At 63.4% G+C, this 22,856-nt stretch carries 26 protein-coding genes; 18 read left to right on the plus strand and 8 right to left on the minus strand.

All coding sequences use genetic code 11. The annotated features are described in order from the left end of the window. The first annotated feature begins 9 nt into the window (after nt 1-9). The 5 genes from UP10_RS08250 (at nt 10) to UP10_RS08270 (ending at nt 6,089) form a co-directional block, all read left to right on the plus strand. On the plus strand, nt 10-960 hold the full coding sequence (locus UP10_RS08250) for an ABC transporter permease (RefSeq protein WP_044586874.1): 951 nt from the start codon (nt 10-12) through the stop codon (nt 958-960). Between the two features lie 3 nt (nt 961-963). After that, complete coding sequence (locus UP10_RS08255) at nt 964-1,839, plus strand: ABC transporter permease (RefSeq protein ID WP_044586875.1); 876 nt, start codon at nt 964-966, stop codon at nt 1,837-1,839. A 43-nt stretch (nt 1,840-1,882) separates the two neighbouring features. Continuing rightward, the gene (locus tag UP10_RS08260; RefSeq protein ID WP_044586876.1) at nt 1,883-3,211 is read left to right on the plus strand and encodes an NAD(P)/FAD-dependent oxidoreductase; all 1,329 of its coding nucleotides are present in this window, start codon (nt 1,883-1,885) and stop codon (nt 3,209-3,211) included. A gap of 23 nt (nt 3,212-3,234) precedes the next feature. Then, entirely contained in the window at nt 3,235-4,161 is a 927-nt protein-coding gene (locus UP10_RS08265; RefSeq protein WP_044587189.1) for a 2-hydroxyacid dehydrogenase, read from the plus strand. A gap of 146 nt (nt 4,162-4,307) precedes the next feature. After that, nucleotides 4,308-6,089 (plus strand): ABC transporter ATP-binding protein, encoded by a 1,782-nt coding sequence (locus UP10_RS08270; protein ID WP_245321708.1) that lies wholly within the window; start codon nt 4,308-4,310, stop codon nt 6,087-6,089. A 423-nt stretch (nt 6,090-6,512) separates the two neighbouring features. On the opposite strand, the gene UP10_RS08275 is transcribed toward UP10_RS08270, so the two are convergent. Genes UP10_RS08275 through UP10_RS08285 form a run of 3 tightly spaced genes read right to left on the minus strand, consistent with a single transcriptional unit; the run spans nt 6,513 to nt 7,396 of the window. Beyond that, a complete protein-coding gene (locus tag UP10_RS08275) occupies nt 6,513-6,797 on the minus strand; it encodes a DUF1488 family protein (protein WP_044587190.1) in 285 nt (94 codons plus the stop codon). A gap of 40 nt (nt 6,798-6,837) precedes the next feature. Beyond that, complete coding sequence (locus UP10_RS08280; RefSeq protein ID WP_044540206.1) at nt 6,838-7,134, minus strand: hypothetical protein; 297 nt, start codon at nt 7,132-7,134, stop codon at nt 6,838-6,840. Then, nucleotides 7,127-7,396, minus strand: coding sequence for a hypothetical protein (locus tag UP10_RS08285; protein WP_044586878.1), 270 nt, complete (start codon nt 7,394-7,396; stop codon nt 7,127-7,129). Before UP10_RS08285 ends, UP10_RS08280 begins: the two co-directional genes overlap by 8 nt. A gap of 119 nt (nt 7,397-7,515) precedes the next feature. Between UP10_RS08285 and UP10_RS08290 the strand changes: the two genes are divergently transcribed. Next, nucleotides 7,516-7,908 carry a hypothetical protein gene (locus tag UP10_RS08290; protein WP_156179706.1) on the plus strand — a complete coding sequence of 131 codons (393 nt, stop codon included), beginning with the start codon at nt 7,516-7,518 and terminating at the stop codon, nt 7,906-7,908. A gap of 189 nt (nt 7,909-8,097) precedes the next feature. Here the strand turns inward: UP10_RS08290 and UP10_RS08295 are convergent, their stop codons facing one another. Together UP10_RS08295 and UP10_RS08300 are read right to left on the minus strand one after the other, a co-directional pair. Next, a complete protein-coding gene (locus UP10_RS08295; protein WP_044540204.1) occupies nt 8,098-8,283 on the minus strand; it encodes a hypothetical protein in 186 nt (61 codons plus the stop codon). 78 nt (nt 8,284-8,361) lie between these two features. Further along, the gene (locus UP10_RS08300; RefSeq protein WP_044586880.1) at nt 8,362-8,625 is read right to left on the minus strand and encodes a hypothetical protein; all 264 of its coding nucleotides are present in this window, start codon (nt 8,623-8,625) and stop codon (nt 8,362-8,364) included. A 638-nt stretch (nt 8,626-9,263) separates the two neighbouring features. Here UP10_RS08300 and UP10_RS08305 point away from each other — a divergent pair. From UP10_RS08305 to dhaK, 12 genes are all read left to right on the plus strand, one after another. Beyond that, on the plus strand, nt 9,264-10,622 hold the full coding sequence (locus UP10_RS08305) for an ABC transporter substrate-binding protein (RefSeq protein WP_044586881.1): 1,359 nt from the start codon (nt 9,264-9,266) through the stop codon (nt 10,620-10,622). 112 nt (nt 10,623-10,734) lie between these two features. Beyond that, nucleotides 10,735-11,670, plus strand: a complete 936-nt coding sequence (locus tag UP10_RS08310; protein WP_044586882.1) for a carbohydrate ABC transporter permease — start codon at nt 10,735-10,737, stop codon at nt 11,668-11,670. Continuing rightward, nucleotides 11,667-12,629 carry a carbohydrate ABC transporter permease gene (locus UP10_RS08315; protein WP_044586883.1) on the plus strand — a complete coding sequence of 321 codons (963 nt, stop codon included), beginning with the start codon at nt 11,667-11,669 and terminating at the stop codon, nt 12,627-12,629. The genes UP10_RS08310 and UP10_RS08315 overlap by 4 nt, the downstream gene beginning before the upstream one ends. Then, nucleotides 12,626-12,826 carry a hypothetical protein gene (locus UP10_RS08320; protein ID WP_044586884.1) on the plus strand — a complete coding sequence of 67 codons (201 nt, stop codon included), beginning with the start codon at nt 12,626-12,628 and terminating at the stop codon, nt 12,824-12,826. Before UP10_RS08315 ends, UP10_RS08320 begins: the two co-directional genes overlap by 4 nt. Nucleotides 12,827-12,836: 10 nt before the next feature. Next, nucleotides 12,837-13,934: an ABC transporter ATP-binding protein gene (locus UP10_RS08325; RefSeq protein WP_044586885.1), complete on the plus strand. Its 1,098-nt coding sequence runs from the start codon at nt 12,837-12,839 to the stop codon at nt 13,932-13,934. Further along, nucleotides 13,927-14,952, plus strand: a complete 1,026-nt coding sequence (locus UP10_RS08330) for an ABC transporter ATP-binding protein (RefSeq protein WP_044586886.1) — start codon at nt 13,927-13,929, stop codon at nt 14,950-14,952. The genes UP10_RS08325 and UP10_RS08330 overlap by 8 nt, the downstream gene beginning before the upstream one ends. A gap of 12 nt (nt 14,953-14,964) precedes the next feature. Next, nucleotides 14,965-15,588, plus strand: coding sequence for a dihydroxyacetone kinase subunit DhaL (gene dhaL, locus UP10_RS08335; RefSeq protein ID WP_044540197.1), 624 nt, complete (start codon nt 14,965-14,967; stop codon nt 15,586-15,588). After that, complete coding sequence (gene dhaM, locus UP10_RS08340) at nt 15,585-15,977, plus strand: dihydroxyacetone kinase phosphoryl donor subunit DhaM (RefSeq protein WP_044540196.1); 393 nt, start codon at nt 15,585-15,587, stop codon at nt 15,975-15,977. The genes dhaL and dhaM overlap by 4 nt, the downstream gene beginning before the upstream one ends. 31 nt (nt 15,978-16,008) lie before the next feature. Then, nucleotides 16,009-16,311 carry an HPr family phosphocarrier protein gene (locus UP10_RS08345; RefSeq protein WP_245302098.1) on the plus strand — a complete coding sequence of 101 codons (303 nt, stop codon included), beginning with the start codon at nt 16,009-16,011 and terminating at the stop codon, nt 16,309-16,311. A 1-nt stretch (nt 16,312) separates the two neighbouring features. Then, complete coding sequence (gene ptsP, locus UP10_RS08350; RefSeq protein WP_044586887.1) at nt 16,313-17,932, plus strand: phosphoenolpyruvate--protein phosphotransferase; 1,620 nt, start codon at nt 16,313-16,315, stop codon at nt 17,930-17,932. Beyond that, nucleotides 17,925-18,347 (plus strand): hypothetical protein, encoded by a 423-nt coding sequence (locus UP10_RS08355; RefSeq protein ID WP_044540193.1) that lies wholly within the window; start codon nt 17,925-17,927, stop codon nt 18,345-18,347. The genes ptsP and UP10_RS08355 overlap by 8 nt, the downstream gene beginning before the upstream one ends. Nucleotides 18,348-18,392: 45 nt before the next feature. Continuing rightward, nucleotides 18,393-19,376 (plus strand): dihydroxyacetone kinase subunit DhaK, encoded by a 984-nt coding sequence (gene dhaK / locus UP10_RS08360; RefSeq protein WP_044586888.1) that lies wholly within the window; start codon nt 18,393-18,395, stop codon nt 19,374-19,376. A gap of 92 nt (nt 19,377-19,468) precedes the next feature. On the opposite strand, the gene UP10_RS08365 is transcribed toward dhaK, so the two are convergent. From UP10_RS08365 to UP10_RS08375, 3 genes are read right to left on the minus strand one after another with little or no spacing between them, the layout of a single operon-like run. Beyond that, nucleotides 19,469-20,875 (minus strand): MFS transporter, encoded by a 1,407-nt coding sequence (locus UP10_RS08365; RefSeq protein WP_044586889.1) that lies wholly within the window; start codon nt 20,873-20,875, stop codon nt 19,469-19,471. Nucleotides 20,876-20,919: 44 nt separating this feature from the next. Next, on the minus strand, nt 20,920-21,963 hold the full coding sequence (locus tag UP10_RS08370; protein WP_044586890.1) for an L-idonate 5-dehydrogenase: 1,044 nt from the start codon (nt 21,961-21,963) through the stop codon (nt 20,920-20,922). Nucleotides 21,964-22,023: 60 nt separating this feature from the next. After that, the gene (locus UP10_RS08375) at nt 22,024-22,758 is read right to left on the minus strand and encodes a GntR family transcriptional regulator (RefSeq protein ID WP_245302096.1); all 735 of its coding nucleotides are present in this window, start codon (nt 22,756-22,758) and stop codon (nt 22,024-22,026) included. Nucleotides 22,759-22,856: the final 98 nt, after the last annotated feature.

Consider the following 22,856-nt stretch of genomic DNA (forward strand, 5'->3'; position numbering starts at 1 on the left):
TCGCCTGAGATGGCCCGCTACGTCGCCAATCGCGTGGCGCAGGCCATCATGCTGCTGGTGGTCGTCTCGGCGATCGGCTTTGCCATCCTGCATCTGGCGCCCGGCGGTCCGCTCTCGCAATACGCAGCCTCCGCGCAGATGACGCAGGAAGACCTTGATCGCGTCTCCAGGCAATTGGGCCTCGATCGTCCGCTGCCGATCCAATATCTCGACTGGTTCGGCCGCATGCTCCGAGGTGACTGGGGTCACTCCTACCGGGATGGTGGAGACGTGCTGTCCGTGATCGGTTCGCATCTCGGTGCCACGTTCGAATTGATGGCGACCGCGACCATCATTGCGGTGCTGCTCGGCTCGTGGATTGGCATTCTTGGTGCCCTGCGCCGCTATTCGTTGTTCGACACGCTTGCGACCGTTGGAGCGATGATTGCGCTGTCGATACCGACCTTCTGGTTCGGACTCGTCGCGATCTATGTGTTTTCGGTGAAGCTCGATTGGCTGCCGTCCGGCAATCAGGAGACGATCGGCGACGGCTCGCTGCTCGACCTGCTGCATCATCTGATCGCGCCGGCGCTGGTGCTGGCGCTGGTCGAGACCGCGATGTGGGGGCGCTTCATGCGCTCCTCCATGCTCGATGTCATCAATCAGGATTACATCCGCACGGCGCGGGCCAAGGGGATTCCGGAATGGCGCATCCTGACCCGGCATGCGTTGCGTAACGCACTGCTGCCGATGATCACCGTTGCGGGTCTTCAGTTTCCGACGCTGCTTGGAGGCGCGCTGGTCACCGAGACTGTGTTCACCTGGCCCGGCATGGGCCGCCTGTTCCTCGATTCCATCGGCTATCGCGATTATCCGGTGGTGATGGGCATTCTGATGTTCTCGGCGACGATGGTGCTGCTCGGCTCGCTGCTCGCCGACATTCTCTATGCCGTCGCCGATCCGCGTATCCGGGTGGGATAGGCGATGAGCACGGCCGCCCTTTCAATCGCTCATCCCACGCCCGGTCAGGCCGCCTGGCGGCGGTTCCGCCGTCATCGGCTCGCGCTGGCGGGCGCCGTGATCATTGTCGTTCTTGTCGTGGGCTCGACCTTTGGTCCTTATCTGCTGCCGTTCGACGATACTTATATCGACGTCATGAAGCGGTTCGCGCCGCCTCTGTCGGGAGCTCATGTCCTCGGTACCGACGAGCTCGGCCGCGACGTGCTGGCGCGGTTGATGATGGGAGGTCGTATCTCGCTTGCGATCGGCATCGTCGCAATGGTGATTGCGATGGCTGTCGGCATTGTCGTCGGCGCGTTCGCCGGCTTCTACGGCGGCATTCTCGGCGCGGTGCTGATGCGGCTTGTCGATGCGGTGCTGTGCTTCCCGTCGATCTTTCTCTTGCTGGCGCTCGCGGCGCTGACCGAGCCGGGCCTTGTCACAACCACGGTGCTGATCGCGGCGACCGCGTGGATGGGCGTCGCTCGCGTGGTGGAGGCCCAGGTCCGCTCGCTTCGAGAGCGCGACTTCGCGATCGCCGCGATAGCCTTCGGCTCCTCGAACCTCCGGATCATGTTCCGCGAGCTGGTGCCGAATGCGATGGCGCCGATCGTGGTGGCGGCGACACTCAACGTCGCCAAGGCGATCCTGCTGGAATCCTATGTCAGCTATCTCGGTTATGGCATCCAGCCGCCGGCCGCGAGCTGGGGCAACATGCTCAACAATGCCCAGATCTATCTGACCAGCGCGCCCTGGCTCGCGATCGCGCCGGGCGTTGCCATCACGCTTGCGGTGACCAGTTTCAACTTCCTCGGCGACGGGCTGCGCGACGCGCTCGATCCGCGGATGAACATACCATGAGGAGCCAACAGGCTTCGATCAGACCGATTGTCAGGAGAGCATCATGTCCCCGCCACTCAACCGTATAACAAGCGACGAGCGCTTGCCGCCGCAGGTGGATGTCGTCGTCATCGGCGGCGGCGTCATCGGCGTCTCGGCGGCCTATCATCTGGCGAAGAAGGGGCATTCCGTCGCGCTGGTCGAGAAGGGGCATGTCGGCGCGGAGCAATCGAGCCGCAACTGGGGCTGGTGCCGTCAGCAGGGCCGTGCGCGCGCCGAGATTCCGCTGGCCCGCGAGGCACTGCGCCTGTGGGACGATATGCAGATCGACGCCGGCGTTGATGCCGGCTTTCGGCGAACCGGCGTCTTGTTCTTGACCAAGAATCCGCAGGAGCTGGCCGCCTGGGAGAAATGGGCCGAGACCGCGCGCGAACTGCAGGTTCACTCGACGATCCTTTCGCGCGCCGAGATCGCCGAACGCTTGCCCGGCAACTCTGATGCCTGGATCGGCGGCCTGTACACGCCGAGCGACGGGCGCGCCGAGCCGTCGATGGCGGTACCCGCGCTGGCAACGGCTGCGCGCAAGCACGGGGTGACGATCCATCAAGGCTGCGCCGCGCGCGGGCTCGAGACCCAGGGCGGCCGGGTCAGCGCCGTCGTCACCGAGAAGGGCACCATCCGCGCGCAGTCCGTGCTGCTCGCAGGAGGGGCGTGGTCGTCGCTGTTCTGCCGGCGCCACGGCATCGAGTTGCCGATCGGTCTCGTCAACGCAACCGCTTGCCGTACGACACCGGGGCCGGAGATCACGTCAGGTGCGCTCGGCACTGACTTCTATTGCATTCGCCGCCGCCTCGATGGCGGTTTTACGCTCGCGTTGCGCGGCCGGGGTACAGTGGAACTGTCGCCGGATCTGTTTCGTTACGCGCGGACCTTCTGGCCGACCTACAAGCACCGCCGCAACGGGCTGAAGCTGTCGTTCGGGAAGTCGTTCTTCGATCAGATCATGCGCGGCACAAGCTGGAGCCTCGACAAGCCTTCGCCGTTCGAGGCGGAGCGCGTGCGCGATCCGGCGCCGGATATGTCGCTGGTCAATTCGGCATTGGCCGCACTGATCAAGTCGAATCCCGAGCTGAAGGACATCGAGATCGCGGAGGCCTGGGGAGGGACCATCGATACCACGCCCGACACGATTCCGGTGATCTCTCCGGTCGATACGCTGCCGGGCTTCTTCCTTGCGACCGGTTTCAGCGGCCATGGCTTCGGCATCGGTCCGGCGGCCGGCAAGCTCGCCGCTGACATCGTGACGGGCGGCGCGCCGCTGGTCGATCCGGCGGCCTACAGCCATATGCGTCTTATCGACGGCCGGCCGCTCGCGCCGGTCAGCCCGTTCTAAGAGCGTTGGAAGCGGACAGCGGCATGACATTCCTCTACAAGGCAAACACGGTCCGCGGCATAGAATGGGCCCGCTTCTTTGCAGAGCGCGCGCCTGACCTGCCGTTCCGGCTCTGGCCCGATATCGGCGATCCCGCCGAGGTCCGCTATCTGGCGGTGTGGAAGCCGCCGGACGATATCGCGGCAACATTCCCTAATCTCGATCTCGTCTTTTCGGTTGGAGCCGGGGTCGATCAGTTCGATGTCTCGAAGCTTCCGGCTCATGTGCCGCTTGTTCGCATGCTGGAGCCCGGCATCACCGAGACCATGGTTCAATATGTCACCATGGCCGTGCTGGCGCTGCATCGTGACCTCATTCAGTTCATCGCCCAGCAGCAAGCGCAGGTTTGGCGCGAGATCCAGGTCACGTCAGCAGCGAAACGCCGCGTCGGCGTGATGGGCCTCGGTTTGCTCGGCCAGGCCGTGCTCGACGGACTGAAATCGTTCGGCTTTCCGCTTGCGGGCTGGAATCGCTCGCCACGCAGCATCGAAGGCGTCAGTTGCTACGCAGGCAACGGTGCACTGCCGGAGTTCCTCGCCCAGACCGACATCCTTGTCTGCCTGCTGCCGCTGACCGATGAGACTCGCGGCATCCTGAATGCATCGCTGTTCGCGCAGTTGCCGCCCGGCGCCCGGCTCGTCAATGTCGGGCGCGGCGCGCATCTGGTCGAAGCCGATCTGATCGCGGCGCTTGAACGCGGCGTGCTGTCGGCCGCCGTTCTCGACGTCGCCGAAGCCGAGCCGCTACCTGCGGACCATCCATTCTGGAACCATCCGCGCATCCTTTTGACGCCGCATAACGCAAGCATGACGACGCCGGAAACCGCGGTTGACTTCGTGCTCGACACCATCGCTCGCCATCGCCGCGGTGAAGCTATGCCAGGCCGCGTCGATCGCGAACGCGGCTACTGAAACCATGCATTGAAGGCTTCAGGATGAGTATCGGCTCTCATGGACTTGACCAACCCGCTGGCGGCGCGAAGCCGGCCGGCGCCGGAGGTTCGCCTGGAGCAGGGCAGGCCCCGGTGCTGTCGATCTCGGGCCTGACCACCTCGTTTATGCGCGATGGGCAATGGCTACCAGTGGTCCGGAACGTGTCGTTCGACGTTGCCGCCAGGGAAACCGTGGCGATTGTCGGGGAGTCGGGCTCCGGCAAGAGCGTTACGGCCCTTTCCATCATGCGGCTGATTTCGCAGGAGAGCGGGCGCATCGAGGGCAGCATCAAGCTGGCCGGCCGCGATCTCCTGACACTGCCGGAACAACGGATGAAGGAGGTACGTGGCAACGAAATCGCCATGATCTTCCAGGAGCCGATGACGAGCCTCAATCCGGTGCTGACGATTGGCCTTCAGATCGCCGAAGCACTGGTCCACCACCGCGGCCTGTCGCGCGCGGCGGCCGAGGCCGAGACCATTCGTCTGCTCGAGCGCGTGCGCATCCCAGCCGCGAAATCGCGTTTCCACGAACATCCTCATCGGTTCTCCGGTGGCATGCGTCAGCGCGTGATGATCGCGATGGCGCTGGCGTGCAAGCCGAAGCTGTTGATTGCCGACGAGCCGACGACCGCGCTCGACGTCACGATTCAGGCGCAGATCCTGGATCTCCTCAAGGTGCTGCAGGAGGAAGAGGAGATGTCGATCCTCTTCATCACGCACGACATGGGTGTAGTCGCCGAAATCGCTGACCGCACCGTTGTGATGTATGACGGTCAGGCTGTGGAGACCGACACCACCGCACGGATCTTCGCCGCTCCCGCGCATCCTTATACCCGTGCGCTGCTCGCGGCCGTGCCGCGTCTCGGCTCCATGGAAGGCCGGCCGCGGCCGATGCGTTTCCCAGTTGTCGACAAGGTGACCGGGACGTCGGACGAGCCTGTGGAGACGCCTGATACGGTCGATACCGTCGGGCGCCCGGTGCTCGAGGTCAGCAACCTGACCACGCGCTTTGCGATCCGGTCGGGACTGTTCGGAAAGGTTTCGGGGCGCGTTCACGCGGTCGAGAACATATCCTTCAGCCTGAGTGCGGGCGAAACGCTTGCGCTGGTCGGTGAGTCCGGTTGCGGGAAGTCGACCGCAGGCCGATCGATTCTCAAGCTGGTTCAGCCGGACAGCGGAGCGATCCTGGTCGATGGCCAGGACGTTCTCGGCATGAATGCGCGCAGGTTGCGCGAGTTTCGCAAGCAGATCCAGCTGGTTTTCCAGGATCCATTTGCAAGCCTCAATCCCCGCATGTCGGTCGGTACGGCGATCGCCGAACCGCTGCGTGCCCACGGGCTCGCGTCGGCGTCGCAGGCACGCGACATCGTTGCCGATCTGCTCGTTCGCGTGGGGCTCATGCCCGATATGGCCTCGCGCTTTCCGCACGAGTTCTCCGGGGGCCAGCGCCAGCGCATCTGCATCGCCCGCGCGCTGGCGCTTGGACCCAAGCTGATCATTGCCGACGAAGCAGTCTCGGCCCTCGATGTCTCGGTCAAGGCGCAGGTCGTCAATCTGATGCTCGACCTTCAGGCGAGCATGGGTCTGGCCTATCTCTTCATCTCCCATGACATCGCGGTCGTGGAACGGATGAGCCATCGCGTTGCGGTGATGTATCTCGGCGAAATTGTCGAGATCGGTCCCCGCGCGGCGGTGTTCGGCAATCCGCAGCACCCCTACACGAAAAAGCTGATGAAAGCCGCGCCGATCCCTGATCCTGCGCGCCGTGCCGCGAGACGTGGTGTCTCGAACGAGGAGATCAGGAGTCCCGTGCGAGCTCCTGACTATCAGCCGCCCGCGCGGCAGTACCGCGAGGCCACGCCGGGCCATGTCGTCCAGCTCTGGGGTGAAGAATGGCAGAACTAATCGAGGAAGTGCCCCTTTGGGCGCTGTAGGAAATTGATCTGATCAGCCTATTGGGGCGGCCTTAGTTCGCCGTCGCACCAGCGCAAAGCTTCGGAACTGATCGGATCCGCGGCGGCCTGGGCTTGATGGACCAGCCCGCATCTGTTGCACCTCAAGGTCCAGTGCTCGAAACCCGGTCGTCCGGATACGACGTGAAGGACTTCCATGGCGCCGTAACACAGCGGACATCGCGGGCTCGCCGTTTCGCGGACCGAGAGCTTGTTCGTGAGTTGCGCGTCGGGCATGCGACACTCCCTGTTTGCCGGCGGGAGCACAACACTCTCAGTCACCGATGCAGACCAAAGACCGAGCTGTGATATCCGATACGCTACACCCAAAGCATGTTGGCGTATGTCGAAAAGTGCACCAAAGGGAAACTGCGAGCTAGCTTTGCTTCCGGAAATCAATGCTGCGCAGGATGATCCCCGGTGGCGTGCCTTCGAGCTCGGTCGCGCGGTATTTGCTGTCGGCGCAGGCTTCGATACGCTCGCGCAGCCGGATGAACTGCGCCTCGCGCTGTTCCGCCTTCGCCCGGACGGGACCTTCCAAATCGTCCATGGCAGAGGTCGAAATTGCGCAAGGAACTTCCCTCGCGCCATCGAGCATCGAGAATCGGACGACCATCCTGTCGTATTCATAGCCGATGAAGCGGCCGGGTATCAGCGTCATGTGTTCCATTCCTTATCGAAGCGACGCAGCGACCAACGCCTCAGTTCTGCTCGGTCAATCGGGCAAAATCGTCGAGGATGGCGGTGACCAGCGCGTGATGTTTGGTGTCTTCCGGCGGCAGTCCCGCGGCATACAGCTTCAGGACATAGCGCGCCTTGACGGCCGCCTCCGCCCACGACGTGGCGGGGGACGACAGCAAATGTTGTTCGATCTCGGCTCGGCGCTCCCGCAGCTCTCTCGCATGGGTCTCAACCTCAGCCAGCGCACGGCGCAGGTCGGTCGCCTTCTTTGCCGCCATGCCGCGATGCTTGTCGAGGTCGAGCGGCTCGTCAGACATCGGAAGCGCTCGCGTCGTTGCGTTGCGCGTCAGCGAGATCAACCGAGCCGATCGAGACCATCTCGGTCGCATGCCCCCGCGAACCTTCTGCCGGCACGATGATCATGGTGGCAATGCGGCGGAACGCTTGAAATGAAAGTCCCTCGATCGTCTCCTCATCGGTGATGACTTCGTACGCACCGGCGGGCAATAGGCGATCGATGCCCCTGATCCGGCAGGGGTGCTTGAAGGTAACGACCTCACGTCGAGAACGGATGGTCACGCGCCTGCCTTTTCGCGAACGATTACGCCAGCGCTGCCGGTATGCCAGCATGCGCCCCTTCGCCCACAATAGCCATTGCTATCTTATTCGAGTGGCGAGGGAAGCGGCTCCTGCGCTGCGTGATTCCGCCGCCGACGCCAGATGCTTTAGCACTCGCTATTGGCTGGATGCCGGCGTACCATCGCCAATCACCGCAATTCCCGCGGCATTCGCCGGTGGCTGAAGGCTGCGCGCAAATCTCGGTGGCGGCTGCGCTCAGGAAAGCCACGCAGCTCCTGCAGCAAGGCCACATCGATGTGAGGATCTGCACCCCGCGCGGTCAGGTCCAGTTGCAGGACGAATTGAATTGTCTCGAAGAGCAGGAGAAGACCGATATGACGAGCAAGGGCGAGCGGCGAGGCACTCGGGAAACCAAGAAACCCAAGAAGGAAAAGATCAAGGTCATTGCTGCGGCGCCGAGCCAGAAAGCGGCCGGCTGGCAGCCGGGCTTTGCTTCAGGGAAGAAGAAGTAGCGCCGGTCGTCGGTCAAGGATCGGTTCCCCCGAATGCGATCGCATCGGCGATCCGCGGCTGTGCGGGCTGACTTGCCCGCCGCTGTCGCTCCGGACGTCAGCTCGGCCCGGATGCGTGAGCCGTTCGGTCGGCTGCCACGAGCGGCGCACCCATCAACAATGTAGCGCCGCTCGTAACCGCGCGCAGCGTTAACGCTGGTGGCCGAGGCCGATACCGAGTTGAAGCGCTTTTTGGCGCAGCGCACCGACCGTCCGCTTTGTCGTCTTGGCTATTTTGACGACCGGCGTCCGTGCCTTTGAATGCGCCTTGAGGTCCTTGATGTCGTTCTTGGTCCACTCGCGCCGCTTAACGCGTTTCTTGGTTGCCTTCTTCACAATGCGTGCTCCTTTGGATCAGAGCGGGCTTGTTATCACAGCTTTCCCGCAGTGACGACCGTCAAAAAAGGCAGACGATCACAGGAATTCGCGCAATCGGGCCAACTCAACGACGTGCTCGTGAGATAAAACGTCTGTCACCAAAGGCGGCTGCGGCGTGCAGTGGATTTCGTACAGATGACGCGCCGACGCAGGCTTCGACATGAAGCCGCGTATGCAGTCATCGAGCGTGCCGTCAACGACCACGTATGGGCCCGAACCAGGGCGGCGCTCATTGTTGAGCGATGGCCATTTGCGAAGACTGGCCGACGCCTGGAAATTGATCTGAAGATCATCACTCATGTTGGCATGTCCCCAAATTGATATCGGCTGAGTTTAATCCAGATAGTTGACGTCAACCAGACATTGAATGATTGAGCGACTTGCCCGGAAGAAATATCCGCCGCCGCGAATAGTTACAAAGCTCTCCGCCTCTCGCACGAGGTAGACGCACAGAGCCTCGATGTCGCTGGTAAGCCCGGTCGCCGCTCGCGCGCTCGGTTGCTGTATTGAACGTTCAGTAAAGCCATTTACTAAACATGCCGGTCGTGGGCAACCTTCTGATTTTCCAGTCATTTGGGCGGACTGGATTGCTCTCGCCATGCCGTGTTGCCGATCGCGGATACGTGAAACGATCATGTATAATGCTGCATTGCGAACGCCCGCCTGCGCGCGCGAACGCAGCGCATCTTTCCATCAGGCTCGCGAGAAACCGGCTTGACGGCCTCCAAAATTTAGTAATACGTTTAGTACTACAAGAAAACTAAACATCGCGCATCGAGCCGATGTGGGGAGGGGTTCATCCCATCCGGACATGTTTCCGGAAGCGGGACCGTCTCGTTCTCCATCATCGCTCATCAACTCGGTTTCAGGTCTCGGCGTCGTCCTTCGCAGGGCGCACTGAGCGGGTCAGATGCTTCAACGATACGGAGGAAACGGATATGCGAAGATTGAATTGGCTAGGCAGTGCAGCGGCGTCTGCGGTCCTTGCGGTCGCTGCGTTGGGAGTATTCGGCAGCGGCGAAGCCGCTGCACAGAACAAGCAGCTCACGCTGTGCTGGGCGGCATGGGATCCGGCCAACGCTTTGGTCGAACTGGGCAAGGACTTCACCAAGCAATCCGGCATCGAGATGAAGTACGAGTTCGTCCCCTGGACGAGCTATGCCGATCGCTTCCTCAACGAGCTCAACTCGCACGGCAAGCTCTGCGACTTGATCATCGGCGACAGCCAGTGGATCGGCGGCGCCGCCGAGAACAAGTGGTACGTCAAGCTCAACGATTTCTTCGATAAGGAGAAGATATCGATGGACGACTTCGTCCCGGCGACGGTCGTCGGCTATTCGCAGTGGCCGAAGAACACGCCGAACTACTGGGCGTTGCCGGCGATGGCCGATGCGGTGGGCTGGACCTATCGCAAGGACTGGTTCTCGCGGCCGGAGATTCAATCCGCGTTCAAGGCCAAGTATGGCCGCGATCTGGCGCCGCCAAAAACCTATGACGAGTTGAAGCAGATCGGGGAGTTCTTCCAGGGCCGCGAGATTGACGGCAAGAAGGTCTATGGCGCCTACATCTTCACCGAGCGCGGCTCGGAAGGCATCACCATGGGCGTGACCAACGTGCTCTACAATTACGGCTTCAGCTACGAGAATCCGAAGAAGGCCTATCAGATGCAGGGCTTCGTCAATTCGCCCGAGGCGGCCAAGGGTCTCGAGTTCTACAAGGAGCTCTACAAGTGCTGCACCGCGCCCGGCATGACCAACGCCTACATGCAGGAGGGGCTCGATGCCTTCAAGTCGGGCCAGGTCGCGATGCAGATGAACTGGTTCGCCTTCTTCCCCGGCCTCTACAAGGATCCGAATGTCGGCGGCGACAAGATCGGCTTCTTCGTCAATCCGGCCGGTCCGAACGGACACTTCACCCAGCTCGGCGGGCAGGGCATCTCGGTGGTAGCGACCTCCGACCACAAGGACGATGCGCTCACCTATATCAAATGGTTCGCGCAGCCAGCCGTGCAGCAGAAGTGGTGGCAGATCGGCGGCTACTCGGCGCTGAAGGCGGTGGTCGATGCGCCCGATTTCCCGAAGAGCGCGGCGTTCGCGCCGCAATTCCTGGAGTCGATGGGGATCGTCAAGGACTTCTGGGCCGAGCCGTCCTACGCGCAACTGCTGCTCGACACGCAGAAGCGGGTGCATGACTATGTCGTCGCCGACAAGGGCACGGCGCAGCAGGCGCTCGATCTCCTGGTCAAGGACTGGACCAAGGTCTTCAAGGAGCAGGGCAAGGAAGTCGCGTCGCAATAGGCCTGTGACCCACGCGACCTAACTGAACTGGCTTCCCCGAGCGCCGTCTCGGGGAAGCCGAAGCAGCCAGCCGATGGACCCGATGACGACGATCCTTGAACCTGATCATGCTATGATCCCGGGCGTGAGCGAACCCGCTAAATCCCGCGCCGCGTGGCGTGTCCGTGGCCTTTCGGACCGAACCATCGCATGGCTGTTCATTGCGCCGACGATCGCGCTGTTGCTGGCGATCAACATCTTTCCGCTGGTGTGGATGATCCGGCTGTCCTTCACCAACCTCAACCTCAGCATGTCCTATCTGCCGCTGCGGTTCGTCGGCCTCGACAATTTCATCGACATCCTGACCGACGAGGAGGTCTGGATCCGGCTGCAGACCACGGCGCAATTCGTGATCTGCTCGGTGGCGTTGCAGGTGGTAATCGGGTTCGGCCTGGCGCTCCTGATCAACCGCCAGTTTCGCGGCCACAGCTTCTGGACCACGATCATCCTGCTGCCGATGATGCTGTCGCCGGCGGTGGTCGGCAACTTCTGGACCCTGCTGTTGCAGCCGCAGATCGGGCCCTTCAACTCCCTGATCAGCCTGTTCACGGGCGTGCCGCCGAGCTCGTTCAGCATGACCGGGCAGGTCGCGCTGGCGCCCTGGACGATCGTGCTGGTCGACACCTGGATGTGGGCCCCCTACGTCATGCTGATCTGCCTTGCCGGGCTTCGATCGATTCCCGACTACATCTATGAGGCGGCCGAAGTCGATCGTGCCTCGCCCTGGCGGCAATTCTGGTCGATCACGCTGCCGATGGCGGTGCCGTTCCTGATGCTTGCGGTGCTGTTCCGTGCGATCGAGAACTTCAAGATGTTCGACATGGTCAATCTCCTGACCTCGGGAGGGCCGGGGTCGACCACCGAGCTGGTGTCGATCACGCTGAAGCGCGCGGCGTTCGAGAAATGGCGTACCGGGTATTCCTCCGCGCTCGCCATCATCCTGTTCGTGACCGTGTTCGGTGCCGCCAATATCTACGTCAAAGCGCTCAACAAGGTGAAGCAACGATGACCGCTGCCGCCGTCAGATCGACTGCCCACTCCGTCGTCGAAGCCACGCCGCGCGCAAGGACCGTGGCCGGGGGCCTCGTCATTCTCTACGCCGTGATCACGATCCTGCCGCTGCTCTGGATCGTTGCCACCGCGTTCAAGTCGCAGAGCGACGCCATCGCCTATCCGCCCAAGGTGCTTTTCGAGCCGACCCTCGAAGGCTACGTCAATTTGTTTACGGTGCGCACCCGCCAGACGCCGGAATTCATCGCCAAGCTGCCGCCGCCGCAGACCTGGTACGACAGACTGGTGCGCCAGCGCGACATGGTCATCGCCGGACCGTCGAAAGTCGTGCCGCGCTTCGTCAACTCGCTGATCATCGGCTTCGGCTCGACGTTCCTGGCGGTCTTTCTCGGCACGCTCGCAGCCTACGCCTTCTCGCGCTTCCGCATCCCCCTGGCGGATGATCTGCTGTTCTTTATCCTCTCGACGCGGATGATGCCACCGGTCGCGGTCGCGATCCCGATCTATCTGATGTATCGGGAGCTCAACCTGACCGACACCAGGCTCGGCATGATTCTGCTCTACACCGCCGTGAACGTCTCGCTCGCGGTGTGGCTGCTCAAGGGGTTCATCGACGAGATCCCGCGCGAGTATGAGGAGGCCGCCCTCGTCGATGGCTACACGCGGCTGCAGGCCTTGCGCAAGGTGGTGTTGCCGCAGGCGGTCACCGGGATAGCGGCAACCGCGATCTTCTGCCTGATCTTCTCCTGGAACGAGTACGCCTTTGCGGTTCTTCTCACGAGCGGCGAGGCGCAGACGATGCCGCCCTTCATCCCCTTCATCATCGGCGAGGGCGGGCAGGATTGGCCGGCCGTTGCGGCCGCGACCACGCTGTTCGTCGTCCCGATCGTCCTGTTCACCGTGGTGTTGCGCAAGCACCTGCTCCGCGGCATCACCTTCGGAGCTGTGCGAAAATGAGCGATTCTGCGGCAGCCAAAGGCGGTCGATCTCGCTGGTTCCGTCGCGGGCCCTGGGAGAACGGCGCGATGATCCTGATCGGCGGCGGCATCTTCATGCTGGTGCAGCCCTGGTCGATCGACCTGTACAGCTATTCCTTCATAACCATCCTCGTCGGCACGATCGGATTCATGATCGTCAGTCATTTTCCGGAATAGGGCGGCAGAGATGGCTCAGATCCGCGTCGAGAACCTGCGCAAGTCGTTCGATCAGTTCACGGCCGTGCAAGGCTCGAACTTCACCATCGATGACGGCACCTTCTTTGCGATGCTGGGACCGTCGGGCTGCGGCAAGACCACCACGCTGCGCATGATTGCGGGCCTCGAATTGCCGACCGAGGGGAAGATCCTGCTGGATGGCGAGGACGTGACGTTCCGCCGCGCCGCCGCGCGCGACATCGCGTTCGTCTTCCAGCTGTTCGCGCTCTACCCGCACATGAATGTCGCAGAGAATATCGGCTTTCCCCTGAAGTGCCAGGGCATGGGCCGGCGCGAGATTCGCGAGCAAGTGCAGGAGACCGCGCGGCTGCTGCGGATCGAGCATCTGCTATCGAGCAAGACCTCGAAACTGTCGGGTGGCGATCGGCAGCGGGTCGCGCTAGGGCGCGCCATGGTCAGGCGGCCGAAGGCGTTTCTGATGGACGAGCCGCTCGGCGCGCTTGACGCCGAGTTTCGCCATCTGATGTGCGGCGAGCTTCGCGACCTGCACGATCGCATTGGGGCGACCACGGTCTACGTGACGCACGATCAGCTCGAGGCGATGTCGATGGCGGATCAGATCGCCGTCATGAACAAGGGACGCGTCGAGCAGATCGGTTCGCCGCAGGAGGTCTATGACCGGCCCGCGAGCATGTTCGTGGCCGACTTCATCGGCTCGCCCCCGATGAACTTCCTGCGCTTTGAGGGAGGTCTGCATTCCGGCGATCGCGCGATCAACTTCCACGATACGCGGATCACGGTCCCGGAGATCCGCGAGGATCGCGCACGCGCCCAACTGGCGCTCGGGGTACGCCCGGAGCATATCCGCTTCGCCGACGCGGCGCCGGTCCGCGGCGAGGTGTTCGGCGCGGAATATCTCGGCACCACGCAGATCGTCACGGTCGACACGGCGCATGGTCGTGTCGCCGCGCGGCTGCCCTCCAGCGCGTCGGTGCAGGTCGGCGAAACGGTGGGTCTTGAATTCCAGTCCGAGAGGCTCGCGCTGTTCGATGTCGGCAGCGGCCTCGCAATTCGCACCGCCAATCAGGAGAGCGCGCGCCATGGCTGACGTCGTCCTGCGCAACATCAGCAAGCGCTTCGGCGCGATTGAGGCGGTGCGCGAACTCTCGCTGACGATCAACGACGGGGAATTCATGGTCCTGCTGGGGCCGAGCGGCGCCGGCAAGACCACGACGCTGCGGCTCATCACCGGTCTCGAGAGTCCTGATGCCGGCTCGGTCATGATCAACGGGCGCGACGTAACGCATGAAGCGCCGGGGTCCAGGGATATCGCGTTTGTCTTCCAGCAATATTCGCTGTATCCGCACCTGACGGTCTACGACAATTTGGCGTTCCCGTTGCGCTCGCCCGCGCATCGCGTGCCGGAGCCGTTGATCCGCAAGCGTGTTGAGCAGACGGCAGAGCTGTTGCATATCGGAAGCAAGTTGAACAACCGTGCGACCCGCCTGTCGGGTGGCGAAATGCAGCGGGTGGCGATCGGCCGGGCGCTGGTTCGCGATCCCGCGATCTATTTGATGGACGAGCCGCTCTCGTCGCTGGATGCGAAGCTCCGCGCCGAGCTTCGTCTTGAGCTCAAGCGGATCCAGCGCGAGCTTGGCGCGACCATCCTCTACGTGACCCACGATCAGGTCGAGGCCATGACGATGGCCTCACGGATCGGCGTGATCAGGGATGGTCAGTTGCTTCAGCTCGGCACGCCGCGGGAGATCTACGAAGATCCCTCCAGCCTGTATGTTGCCTCGCGCCTCGGCACGCCCCAGATCAATGTCCTCCCGGCCCGTCTGTTGTCCGACGTGCCGGTGCCGCCGGGAACGGAGACGGTCGGCATCCGCACCGAGCATCTCCAGATCGGTCCACGCAATGGCGGGCAGATGGTTGGCCGCGTCCATCGCGTCGAGCACCTCGGCGAGCAGAATCACGTTCACCTGGACTATAGGGGCGAGATGCTGGTGACGCTTGCGGATCCGCATCAGCCGTTGCAAACCGGGCAGGAGGTCGAATTACACCTCATGCATCCGCTTTGTTTTGATCACGCGGGGCAACGAATCCCTGCGATGATTCACTAGAGGATCAAGTCGATGTCACTGCAACCCGAGACGTTCAGATCGCTGATCAAGGTGGCCGCGGAGCAGGTCATTGCCAGCGCGCCGGAGTTGACGACGCTGGATCAGGCGATCGGCGATGGCGACCACGGATCAAACATGAAGCGCGGATGCGAGGCGGTGCTCGGCAAGCTCGACGCGATCTCCGCGCAGCCGCTCGACGAAGCGCTGAAGATGATCGGCAAGACCCTGGTGATGACGGTCGGCGGCGCCTCCGGACCGCTTTACGGCAGTTTCTTTCTCGCCGCGGGCGAAGCGCTCTCGCACGACAAGCATTTGCCTGACGATCTCGCCGACGTCTTTGGCAGTGCCGTAGACGCGGTCAGTGCGCGTGGCCGCTCACATGTCGGCGAAAAGACGATGCTAGATGTGCTTGTTCCCGTGCTGGAGACGCTGAAGGCAGCGGCCGGACAGCCGGATCTGATCGCGCGTATCAGGACCACCGCAACCGATGCGCTCGCACGGACGGCGCCGATGCAGGCCACCAAGGGACGGGCGTCGTTCCTCGGGCCGCGCAGCATCGGACATCTCGATCCCGGCGCACGCTCGAGCTGCGTACTCGTGCAGGCAGTCTGCGCGAGCCTGGAGGGGAAGCAATGACTGAAACCGTGAGTATCGTGATCGTCTCGCATTCCCAGGACATCGCCAAGGGCACCGCCGACATGGTGCGGCAGATGGTCGGCAGTGAGGTCAAGGTGGCGTTCTGCGGCGGCAATCCCGACGGCGGATTGGGCACCAGCGTTCCCCTCATTATGGACGCCATCAACGATGCCTGGTCGGCGAAGGGCGTCGCGATTCTCGTCGACCTCGGCGGCGCCGAGACCAATAGCGAGATGGCGGTCGAGATGCTGGAACCCGCGCGCCGCGATCTCGTCGTCGTCTGCAACGCGCCAATTGTCGAGGGCGCTGTGATGGCGGCAACCGAGGCGGCGGGCGGCAGCTCGCTGGCCCAGGTGAAGGCCGTGGCCGAGGAACTCTCTGCCGACTGATCTGTCGGCGAAGCGATAATGGAACATGAGCATGCTTGATAAAGCGGACGAACAGATCTTCACCGGCAATGTACGGCTGGTGCACGCGGTGGGCATGCATGCGCGCCCGGCGGTCAAGCTGACCAAGCTCGCCAAGAAGTTTCAGGCGCAGATTTCCGTCCGGGTCGAAGGCGCGCCCGAGTGGATCAATGCCAAGGGTGTGGCCAAGATCATGGCGATGCGCGCCGCGCATGGTAGCACGATCGAGATCAAGGCGTCCGGCAGTGACGCGGAGGCCGCCGTCGCGGCGCTGGTCGAGCTGATCGCAACCGACTTTCCGGACGGGGCTCCGTAGCATGCAGGGTGGCGCCGCAGGACTGGCCTATCGCGGCAGGACCGCCTCGATCGGCTTTGCCCATGGTCCATTCGTCCGGGTCGATGCTGGCACGAACGGCGCGCGCGTCGCGGGCAATCTGGCCGAAGAGGCGCTTGCGCTTCGTGCTGCAATCGATACGGCAAGCGGGCAGATCGCGGATCTGGCCGAAATCGCCGGTGGCGAAGCTGCGCAGATTCTCGAGTTCCAGGTAGCGCTGCTGGAGGACGAGGACCTCGTTGAGGCGATCTTCGCCTCGATCGGCGAGGGCGATGCTGCCGACGTCGCGTGGCGTACGGCGCTAGACGCGCAGATCGCGGATTACAACGCGGCGCCGGACGAATATTTGCAGGCGCGCTCCTCGGACCTTGCCGACCTCCGCGATCGCGTGATCAACATTCTGCGGGGAGGCGGGGGCCTCCCCTTGGCAATTCCGAGCGGCGCCGTCGTCTGCGCCGAGGATTTGCCGCCCTCGCGATTCCTGGAGATCGACTGGTCCGGCGGCGGTGGCCTGGCGCTATTGGGCGGCAGCCCAACGAGCCATGTGGCGATGCTGGCGCGCGCGCGCGGCATCCCCATGGTGGTGCAACTTGGTGCTATTTCGGACGTCGGAGCAACCGCGCTGCTCGACGGCGAGGGCGCGACGCTCGAACTCGATCCCAGTGTGGAGCAGGTCCGCCTGTTCGAGAAGCGGCACGAAAGCCATCGCAAAAGCAGGGCGTCCGCGCGCGCGATCCTGCGACGGCCGACGGCGTCGTGGCGTGGCGAGCGGATCAAGCTGTTCATCAACATCCAGCGCGTTGCCGATCTCGATCACGCGGACGCGCAATATGCCGACGGCATCGGCCTGATGCGCACCGAGTTCTTGCTGACTGAGCGCGGCAGCCTGCCCGACGAGGAGACCCAGTTCCAGGCCTACGATGCGGTGTTGCGCTGGGCCGACCGGCGCCCGGTCACGATCCGGACCTTTGACGCCGGCGGCGACAAGCCGGTTTCAGGCTTTACGCTGGATGGCGAAGCCAATCCGTTCCTCGGGGTTCGGGGCTTGCGGCTTTGCCTCGCCCGGCCCGAGATCTTTGCCATTCAGCTCCGCGCGCTGGCGCGGGCCGCGGTGCGTGGCAACCTCAAGGTCATGTTTCCGATGGTCACGTCGGCGGACGAGCTCGAGGCGGGACGGCAGCTGTTCGCCGACATCGTGCAGCGCTTGCAGGCGGACGGCGTTGCCGCGATGCTTCCCGAATTGGGGATCATGGTCGAGGTCCCGGCGGCGGCGCTCGCGATAAAGAGCTTCAAGGCCGCGTTCTTCTCGATAGGCTCGAACGATCTCGCGCAATATGTGCTTGCCTGCGACCGGTCCAACGGAGCCCTCGCGCCGCTGATGGATCCGCTGCATCCAGCCGTGCTGGAATTGATTGCGAGAACCGCCGAACACGGGCGGCGCGCCGGGATCAGCGTCAGCCTGTGCGGCGACATGGCCGGCGATCCGCGCTGCCTCCCGGCCTTGCTGAACTGCGGCTTGCGCGAACTCTCCGTGAATGCATCGGCGCTTGCGCAGATCAAGCAGACCATCGACCGGCTGAGCAGCGGAGGCAGCCTTGGCTGACACGGTGAGCGACGAACCGGCCGAAGCCGGCGCTGTTGCGGTCTACAAGCGCATCTTCAAGGAGGTGCTGGAGAGCCGTCCGTCGGGCATGCGGCTGCGCCTTGCGCACGCCATAGGAAAGAATCGCAGCTTCGTCAGCCAGATCAGCAATCCAGCCTATCCGGTGCCGATACCTGTGCAGCATCTCAATACGATCTTCGATGTCTGCCACTTCCCGCCACAGGCGAAGACCGCCTTTCTACGCGCCTATGCTCGCGCGCATCCGCGCCGGATCGGCCGGCTGAGCGAGGGATCGCACGAGCGCACCTTGACGCTGCACTTGCCGGATCTCGGCAGCGCCAAGCGCAACACCGAACTCGATACGCTGCTGCAGGAGTTCACGCGACGCCTGATTGCCATCATGCGGGAAAAATAAGCGTGAGGCCAAGGCAAGAAACCGGGACGGAATGGGGAGGAGACAATGAAGAAGTTCATCAATTCGGTCGACACCGTGCTCGCAGAGAGCCTCGACGGCTTCGCGGCTGCGCATGCCGATCTCGTCGTGCTCGGCGCGGAGCGGAAATTCGTGCGGCGCCGCGAGCTGAACCCGAGGAAGGTGGCGCTCGTATCGGGCGGCGGCAGCGGACATGAGCCGCTGCATGCAGGCTTCGTCGGCTATGGCATGCTCGACGCCGCCTGTCCGGGCGAGGTTTTTACCTCGCCGACGCCGGACCGGATCGTCGAGGCGGCACAGGCGGTCGCGAGCGAGGCCGGCGTTCTGTTCATCGTGAAGAATTACGCGGGCGACCGTATGAATTTCGAAATGGCGGCCGAGATCGCCGAGGGCCGCACGGCCACCATCGTGACCGATGATGACGTGGCAGTCGAGAAGTCGACCTACAGCATCGGGCGCCGCGGCGTCGCCGGTACCTTGATCGTCGAGAAGATCGTCGGCGCGGCCGCCGAGCAGGGCGCCGATCTCGCTGCCTGCGTGGCACTCGGCGAGCGCGTCAACGCCCAAACCCGCTCGATGGGGGTGGCGCTGACGAGCTGCACGGTTCCCGCGGCGGGCACGCCAACCTTTGTGCTCGGCGAGGACGAAATGGAGATGGGGGTCGGCATTCACGGCGAGCCGGGACGCCGCCGGGTCAGACTGGAGCTGGCCGATGCGATCGCGTCCGAGATGACGACGGCCATCGCCGACGATCTCGACGCGCGCGTTGGGACCGAGGCTCTCCTGTTGGTCAACGGATTTGGCGGCACGCCGACGATCGAGCTCTATCTGATGTACAATGCGGCGCGCCGGATGCTCGAGCAGCGCGGCTTGCGTATCGCCCGCTCGCTGGTCGGCAGCTACGTCACCTCGCTCGACATGGCCGGCTGCTCGCTCACCGTCAGCCTGCTCGACAGCGAGACATCAGCGCTCTGGGACCATCCGGTGCGCACGGCCGCATTGAGATGGTGATCGCGGTTGCCGGCGCTGCCGGCGGATTCCGTCCCGTCTGAAGAATGATAGCGCGCGCATCCGGTCGAATCCGCGCGCCGGTCTCGATCGACCTATGCTTCCTTCTCGGCCTCCACGTAGCCATAGACTTCCGGCAGGATGAACTTGGCAGCCAGGAAGCCGATCAGCGACAGGATCGACACCGCAAAGGTGGCGCCGGCCTTGCCGAGCGAGGCATTGACGAGCGGGAAGACGAAGGCGCCGAAGAATGCGGCGGCCTTGACGAAGACGTAGCCGAACCCGGCCGCCGTCGCCCTGAAGCGGGTCGGCGCCACCATCGAGGCGATCGTCATGCCGTTGGATGCATCCCAGTAATGGCCCCACATCAGAATGCAGGCGCCGACCACGATGAGGATCTTCCAGTCGTTCTGGATGGCGAAGCCGCCGAGGATGAGGCCGGCGAATGCAAGGCCAAAGCCCCACATTGCCACGCCGCGATGACCGATTTTTGGCAGCATCAGCGGCGCGACATAGCCTGACACCGTGGCGAGGCAAAAGATCAGGGCCGTCACCAAATTGGTCCCGGTGATGTCGCCGCTGTTGGACACGCCGACGCCGCTGAGGACAAGGATGACAGGAAGATAGAAACCCCAGGCGGTGAACTCGGCACCCTGGCAGGCGTTGGAGATCCAGGCAAAGATCGTTGCGCGTCGCTTGATCGGATCAGCCCAGATCACCTTCAGGAAATCGCCGAGCTTGGGCTTTGGCAGTTTCTGGTCCTGGTCGGGCAGCATATCCAGCGGATCATCGAACAGCCGTTTCGAGACTTCCTTGGCTTTCACGAACTGGCCACGCTGCAGCAGCGACAACGGCGTTTCCGGCAGGTCGAGCCGCCCGATCAGCAGGATGGCCGCGGGCACGGCGCCAAGCGCCAGCGCGATGCGCCACAGCAGCGAGTGGTCCATGCCCCAGACGTACATCAGCGTGATCACGAGAATCGAGAACACCTCGCCGAGGCCGAACATGAACTGCCAACGGCTGCCCATCTGCTCGCGCTTGCCCTTCGACATCGATTCCATGATGTAGGCGTAGCCGTTGGCAATGTCGCTGCCGAGCGGAATGCCGATCAAGAGACGCACGATGATCAGTTCCCAGATGTCGCGCACAAAAGCCTGGGCGATCGCCAGGATGATGAAGAGTACCATGGTGCCGATGAACACCGTCTTCCGGCCGAAGCGATCGGCGAACACGCCGCCCAGCAGGGCGCCGACCAGCGCACCGCCCTGCACGGCGGCTGTCACCAGACCGATTTGCGCCGGTGTCGGATTGAAGTCCGTCTTGATGAAGATCAGCACAAAGGCGATCGCGTAGAGATCCCACGCCTCGATCAGGATCGTGGCGATCATCATCCAGCCGCCTTGGGTGCTCGACGCCGTACCGGGCTTGTTGAGCAGGCGCTGGGTCGCTTCGTCCGAAAGCCGTCGGACGTCGTCGGCGTCCATCGTGGTCGTCATACTCATCTGTCCCTCCCGTTTTTATTTTCTTGGCTCAGGTCCCGCGGATTTTACGTCGCGAAACTTAGTTGCACCTTCATCTGCGATGTGCGGTCGCGCACGACGTCGAAGGCGTCGCGAATCCGGTCCATCGGTAGGGTCGCGGTGATGATCGGACGGACGTCGATGCGCCGCTCGGCGATCATCCGTGCCGCGACCGGATATTCGGTATGGAAGCGATGCGTGCCGGCGAGGCGGATTTCCTTGCCGACCAGGGCATTGAACGGGATGTGGGCTCCGCTGCTGACGCCCACGGCCACAATCGTTCCCCGCGGTTTGACGACGGGGAACATGGTCCCGAGCGCGACGCCGGCCCCGGTACATTCGAAGCCGACGTCGAAGGTGCCCTTGTCGCCGGAATAGCGCTGCGCGAGGCTATCCGGCTCGGCGAGCGCGTTGACGGTCGAAGTGGCGCCCATCCTGATGGCGGCGTTCAGCGGCGCGTCGGCGATATCGACTGTGACGATCTCCTGGGCTCCCGCGAGTTTCGCCGCACCCACCAGCAGTGCGCCGATCGGTCCCGCGCCCATCACCAGGACGCGCTTGCCGAACACGCTGCCCGCATTGTCGATGGCGTGCAGGCCGACCGAGAGCGGTTCGGCGCAGGCGGCTTCGTCCAGCCCGACATCGCCGACCGGGACGCACTGAAAATCCTCGACGATGATCTCGTCGCGAAAGCCGCCATTGCAGTGCGGCTTGCGCATCGCGCTGCCGAAGAACTGCATCTCGAGGCAATGCTGCTGTTGTCCGATTTGGCAGAACCGGCAATGGCCGCAGGGCAGGCTGGGACATAGCGCCACGCGCTGGCCCGGCTTGACGTTGGCGACCTCGCCGCCGACGGCTTCGACGGTGCCGGCGACTTCGTGGCCGAGGATGATGGGCTCGCTGACCCTGATCGTTCCGATACCGCCATCCCGGAAATAATGGATGTCCGAGCCGCACAGGCCGCCGGCGCCGATCCGCACGCGAACTTGTCTGGGACCGACATTGCCGATCTCGCGCGTTTCAATGCGCACATCGCCGATCCCGTGGAGCACGCAAGCCCGGGTCTTCATGGTCAATCCTCGCCTTGTTGTCTTGCTGGCGTCACCGATCGGTGGGTCAGCTCCGCCAGCTTATGCTGACGTGAAAAAATCGGGGTGTTGCGCTTCGATCGATGGAAGATCATCCATGATCAGCCGCAGATGTTCGCGCATCGCGCGCTCGGCCGCATCCGGCGAAGCCTTCTCGATCGCATCGACGATAGTGGTGTGCTGGCGCACGAGCTTGCTTTGCGGAAAGCTCCGCAAGGACAAATGGCGGACGCGGTCCATCTGAAGCTTGACGTCTTCGATGACTTTCCAGCCGTACAGCCGGCCAGCGGCATCCGCCAGGGTCCAGTGAAACTCCTCGTCCAGCCGCATGAAATCATAGAGTTCGCCGACCGGTACGGCGCGTTGGGCGACGAGCTGCTTGCGTAGCCTGGCAACCAGGCCGGCATCGCCTTCGGCGGCCAGCTCACGCACGATATTCGCCTCGATCGCCTCGCGAACGAAGCGCGCGTCCATCACCGCGGTCTTGCTGATCTTGCGAACGAAGGTGCCGCGCTGCGGCCTGATCTCGAGCAGGCCTTCCTCGGCAAGCTTGATGAAGGCTTCGCGCACCGGCTGGCGGCTGATCGCAAACCGCCGCGCGATCTCGGCCTCCGACAATGCGGTCCCGGGAGCGATTTCACAGCGGATGATGCGCTGCCGAAGCCCGGCATGGATCTGCGGTCGGACGGGAATGGTCAGATCCAACGCCCAGACGAGATCGCGCGGCTCTGCCGCGCCATCGATCGAGATCTTGTCCGGGTCCACAATCATTCCCATGCCTTGTCATAGTGCTGACTACCATACTAGTCAACCAAAATCTGGCGTGCTAAACGGATCTCACCCCTAGGTATTCGCGCCCGCCCCCGCGCCGGTTC

Source organism: Bradyrhizobium sp. LTSPM299, assembly GCF_000938235.1.
Classification (GTDB): Bacteria; Pseudomonadota; Alphaproteobacteria; order Rhizobiales; family Xanthobacteraceae; genus Bradyrhizobium.

Bases quoted from the DNA above. Each gene is read 5' to 3' on its own strand.
- UP10_RS08250 (WP_044586874.1), top strand. From the start codon at position 10: ATGGCCCGCTACGTCGCCAATCGCGTGGCGCAGGCCATCATGCTGCTG.
- UP10_RS08255 (WP_044586875.1), top strand. From the start codon at position 964: ATGAGCACGGCCGCCCTTTCAATCGCTCATCCCACGCCCGGTCAGGCC.
- UP10_RS08260 (WP_044586876.1), top strand. From the start codon at position 1,883: ATGTCCCCGCCACTCAACCGTATAACAAGCGACGAGCGCTTGCCGCCG.
- UP10_RS08265 (WP_044587189.1), top strand. From the start codon at position 3,235: ATGACATTCCTCTACAAGGCAAACACGGTCCGCGGCATAGAATGGGCC.
- UP10_RS08270 (WP_245321708.1), top strand. From the start codon at position 4,308: ATGCGCGATGGGCAATGGCTACCAGTGGTCCGGAACGTGTCGTTCGAC.
- UP10_RS08275 (WP_044587190.1), bottom strand. From the start codon at position 6,797: ATGACGCTGATACCCGGCCGCTTCATCGGCTATGAATACGACAGGATG.
- UP10_RS08280 (WP_044540206.1), bottom strand. From the start codon at position 7,134: ATGTCTGACGAGCCGCTCGACCTCGACAAGCATCGCGGCATGGCGGCA.
- UP10_RS08300 (WP_044586880.1), bottom strand. From the start codon at position 8,625: ATGAGTGATGATCTTCAGATCAATTTCCAGGCGTCGGCCAGTCTTCGC.
- UP10_RS08305 (WP_044586881.1), top strand. From the start codon at position 9,264: ATGCGAAGATTGAATTGGCTAGGCAGTGCAGCGGCGTCTGCGGTCCTT.
- UP10_RS08310 (WP_044586882.1), top strand. From the start codon at position 10,735: ATGATCCCGGGCGTGAGCGAACCCGCTAAATCCCGCGCCGCGTGGCGT.
- UP10_RS08315 (WP_044586883.1), top strand. From the start codon at position 11,667: ATGACCGCTGCCGCCGTCAGATCGACTGCCCACTCCGTCGTCGAAGCC.
- UP10_RS08320 (WP_044586884.1), top strand. From the start codon at position 12,626: ATGAGCGATTCTGCGGCAGCCAAAGGCGGTCGATCTCGCTGGTTCCGT.
- UP10_RS08325 (WP_044586885.1), top strand. From the start codon at position 12,837: ATGGCTCAGATCCGCGTCGAGAACCTGCGCAAGTCGTTCGATCAGTTC.
- UP10_RS08330 (WP_044586886.1), top strand. From the start codon at position 13,927: ATGGCTGACGTCGTCCTGCGCAACATCAGCAAGCGCTTCGGCGCGATT.
- dhaL (WP_044540197.1), top strand. From the start codon at position 14,965: ATGTCACTGCAACCCGAGACGTTCAGATCGCTGATCAAGGTGGCCGCG.
- dhaM (WP_044540196.1), top strand. From the start codon at position 15,585: ATGACTGAAACCGTGAGTATCGTGATCGTCTCGCATTCCCAGGACATC.
- UP10_RS08345 (WP_245302098.1), top strand. From the start codon at position 16,009: ATGCTTGATAAAGCGGACGAACAGATCTTCACCGGCAATGTACGGCTG.
- ptsP (WP_044586887.1), top strand. From the start codon at position 16,313: ATGCAGGGTGGCGCCGCAGGACTGGCCTATCGCGGCAGGACCGCCTCG.
- dhaK (WP_044586888.1), top strand. From the start codon at position 18,393: ATGAAGAAGTTCATCAATTCGGTCGACACCGTGCTCGCAGAGAGCCTC.
- UP10_RS08365 (WP_044586889.1), bottom strand. From the start codon at position 20,875: ATGAGTATGACGACCACGATGGACGCCGACGACGTCCGACGGCTTTCG.
- UP10_RS08370 (WP_044586890.1), bottom strand. From the start codon at position 21,963: ATGAAGACCCGGGCTTGCGTGCTCCACGGGATCGGCGATGTGCGCATT.
- UP10_RS08375 (WP_245302096.1), bottom strand. From the start codon at position 22,758: ATGGGAATGATTGTGGACCCGGACAAGATCTCGATCGATGGCGCGGCA.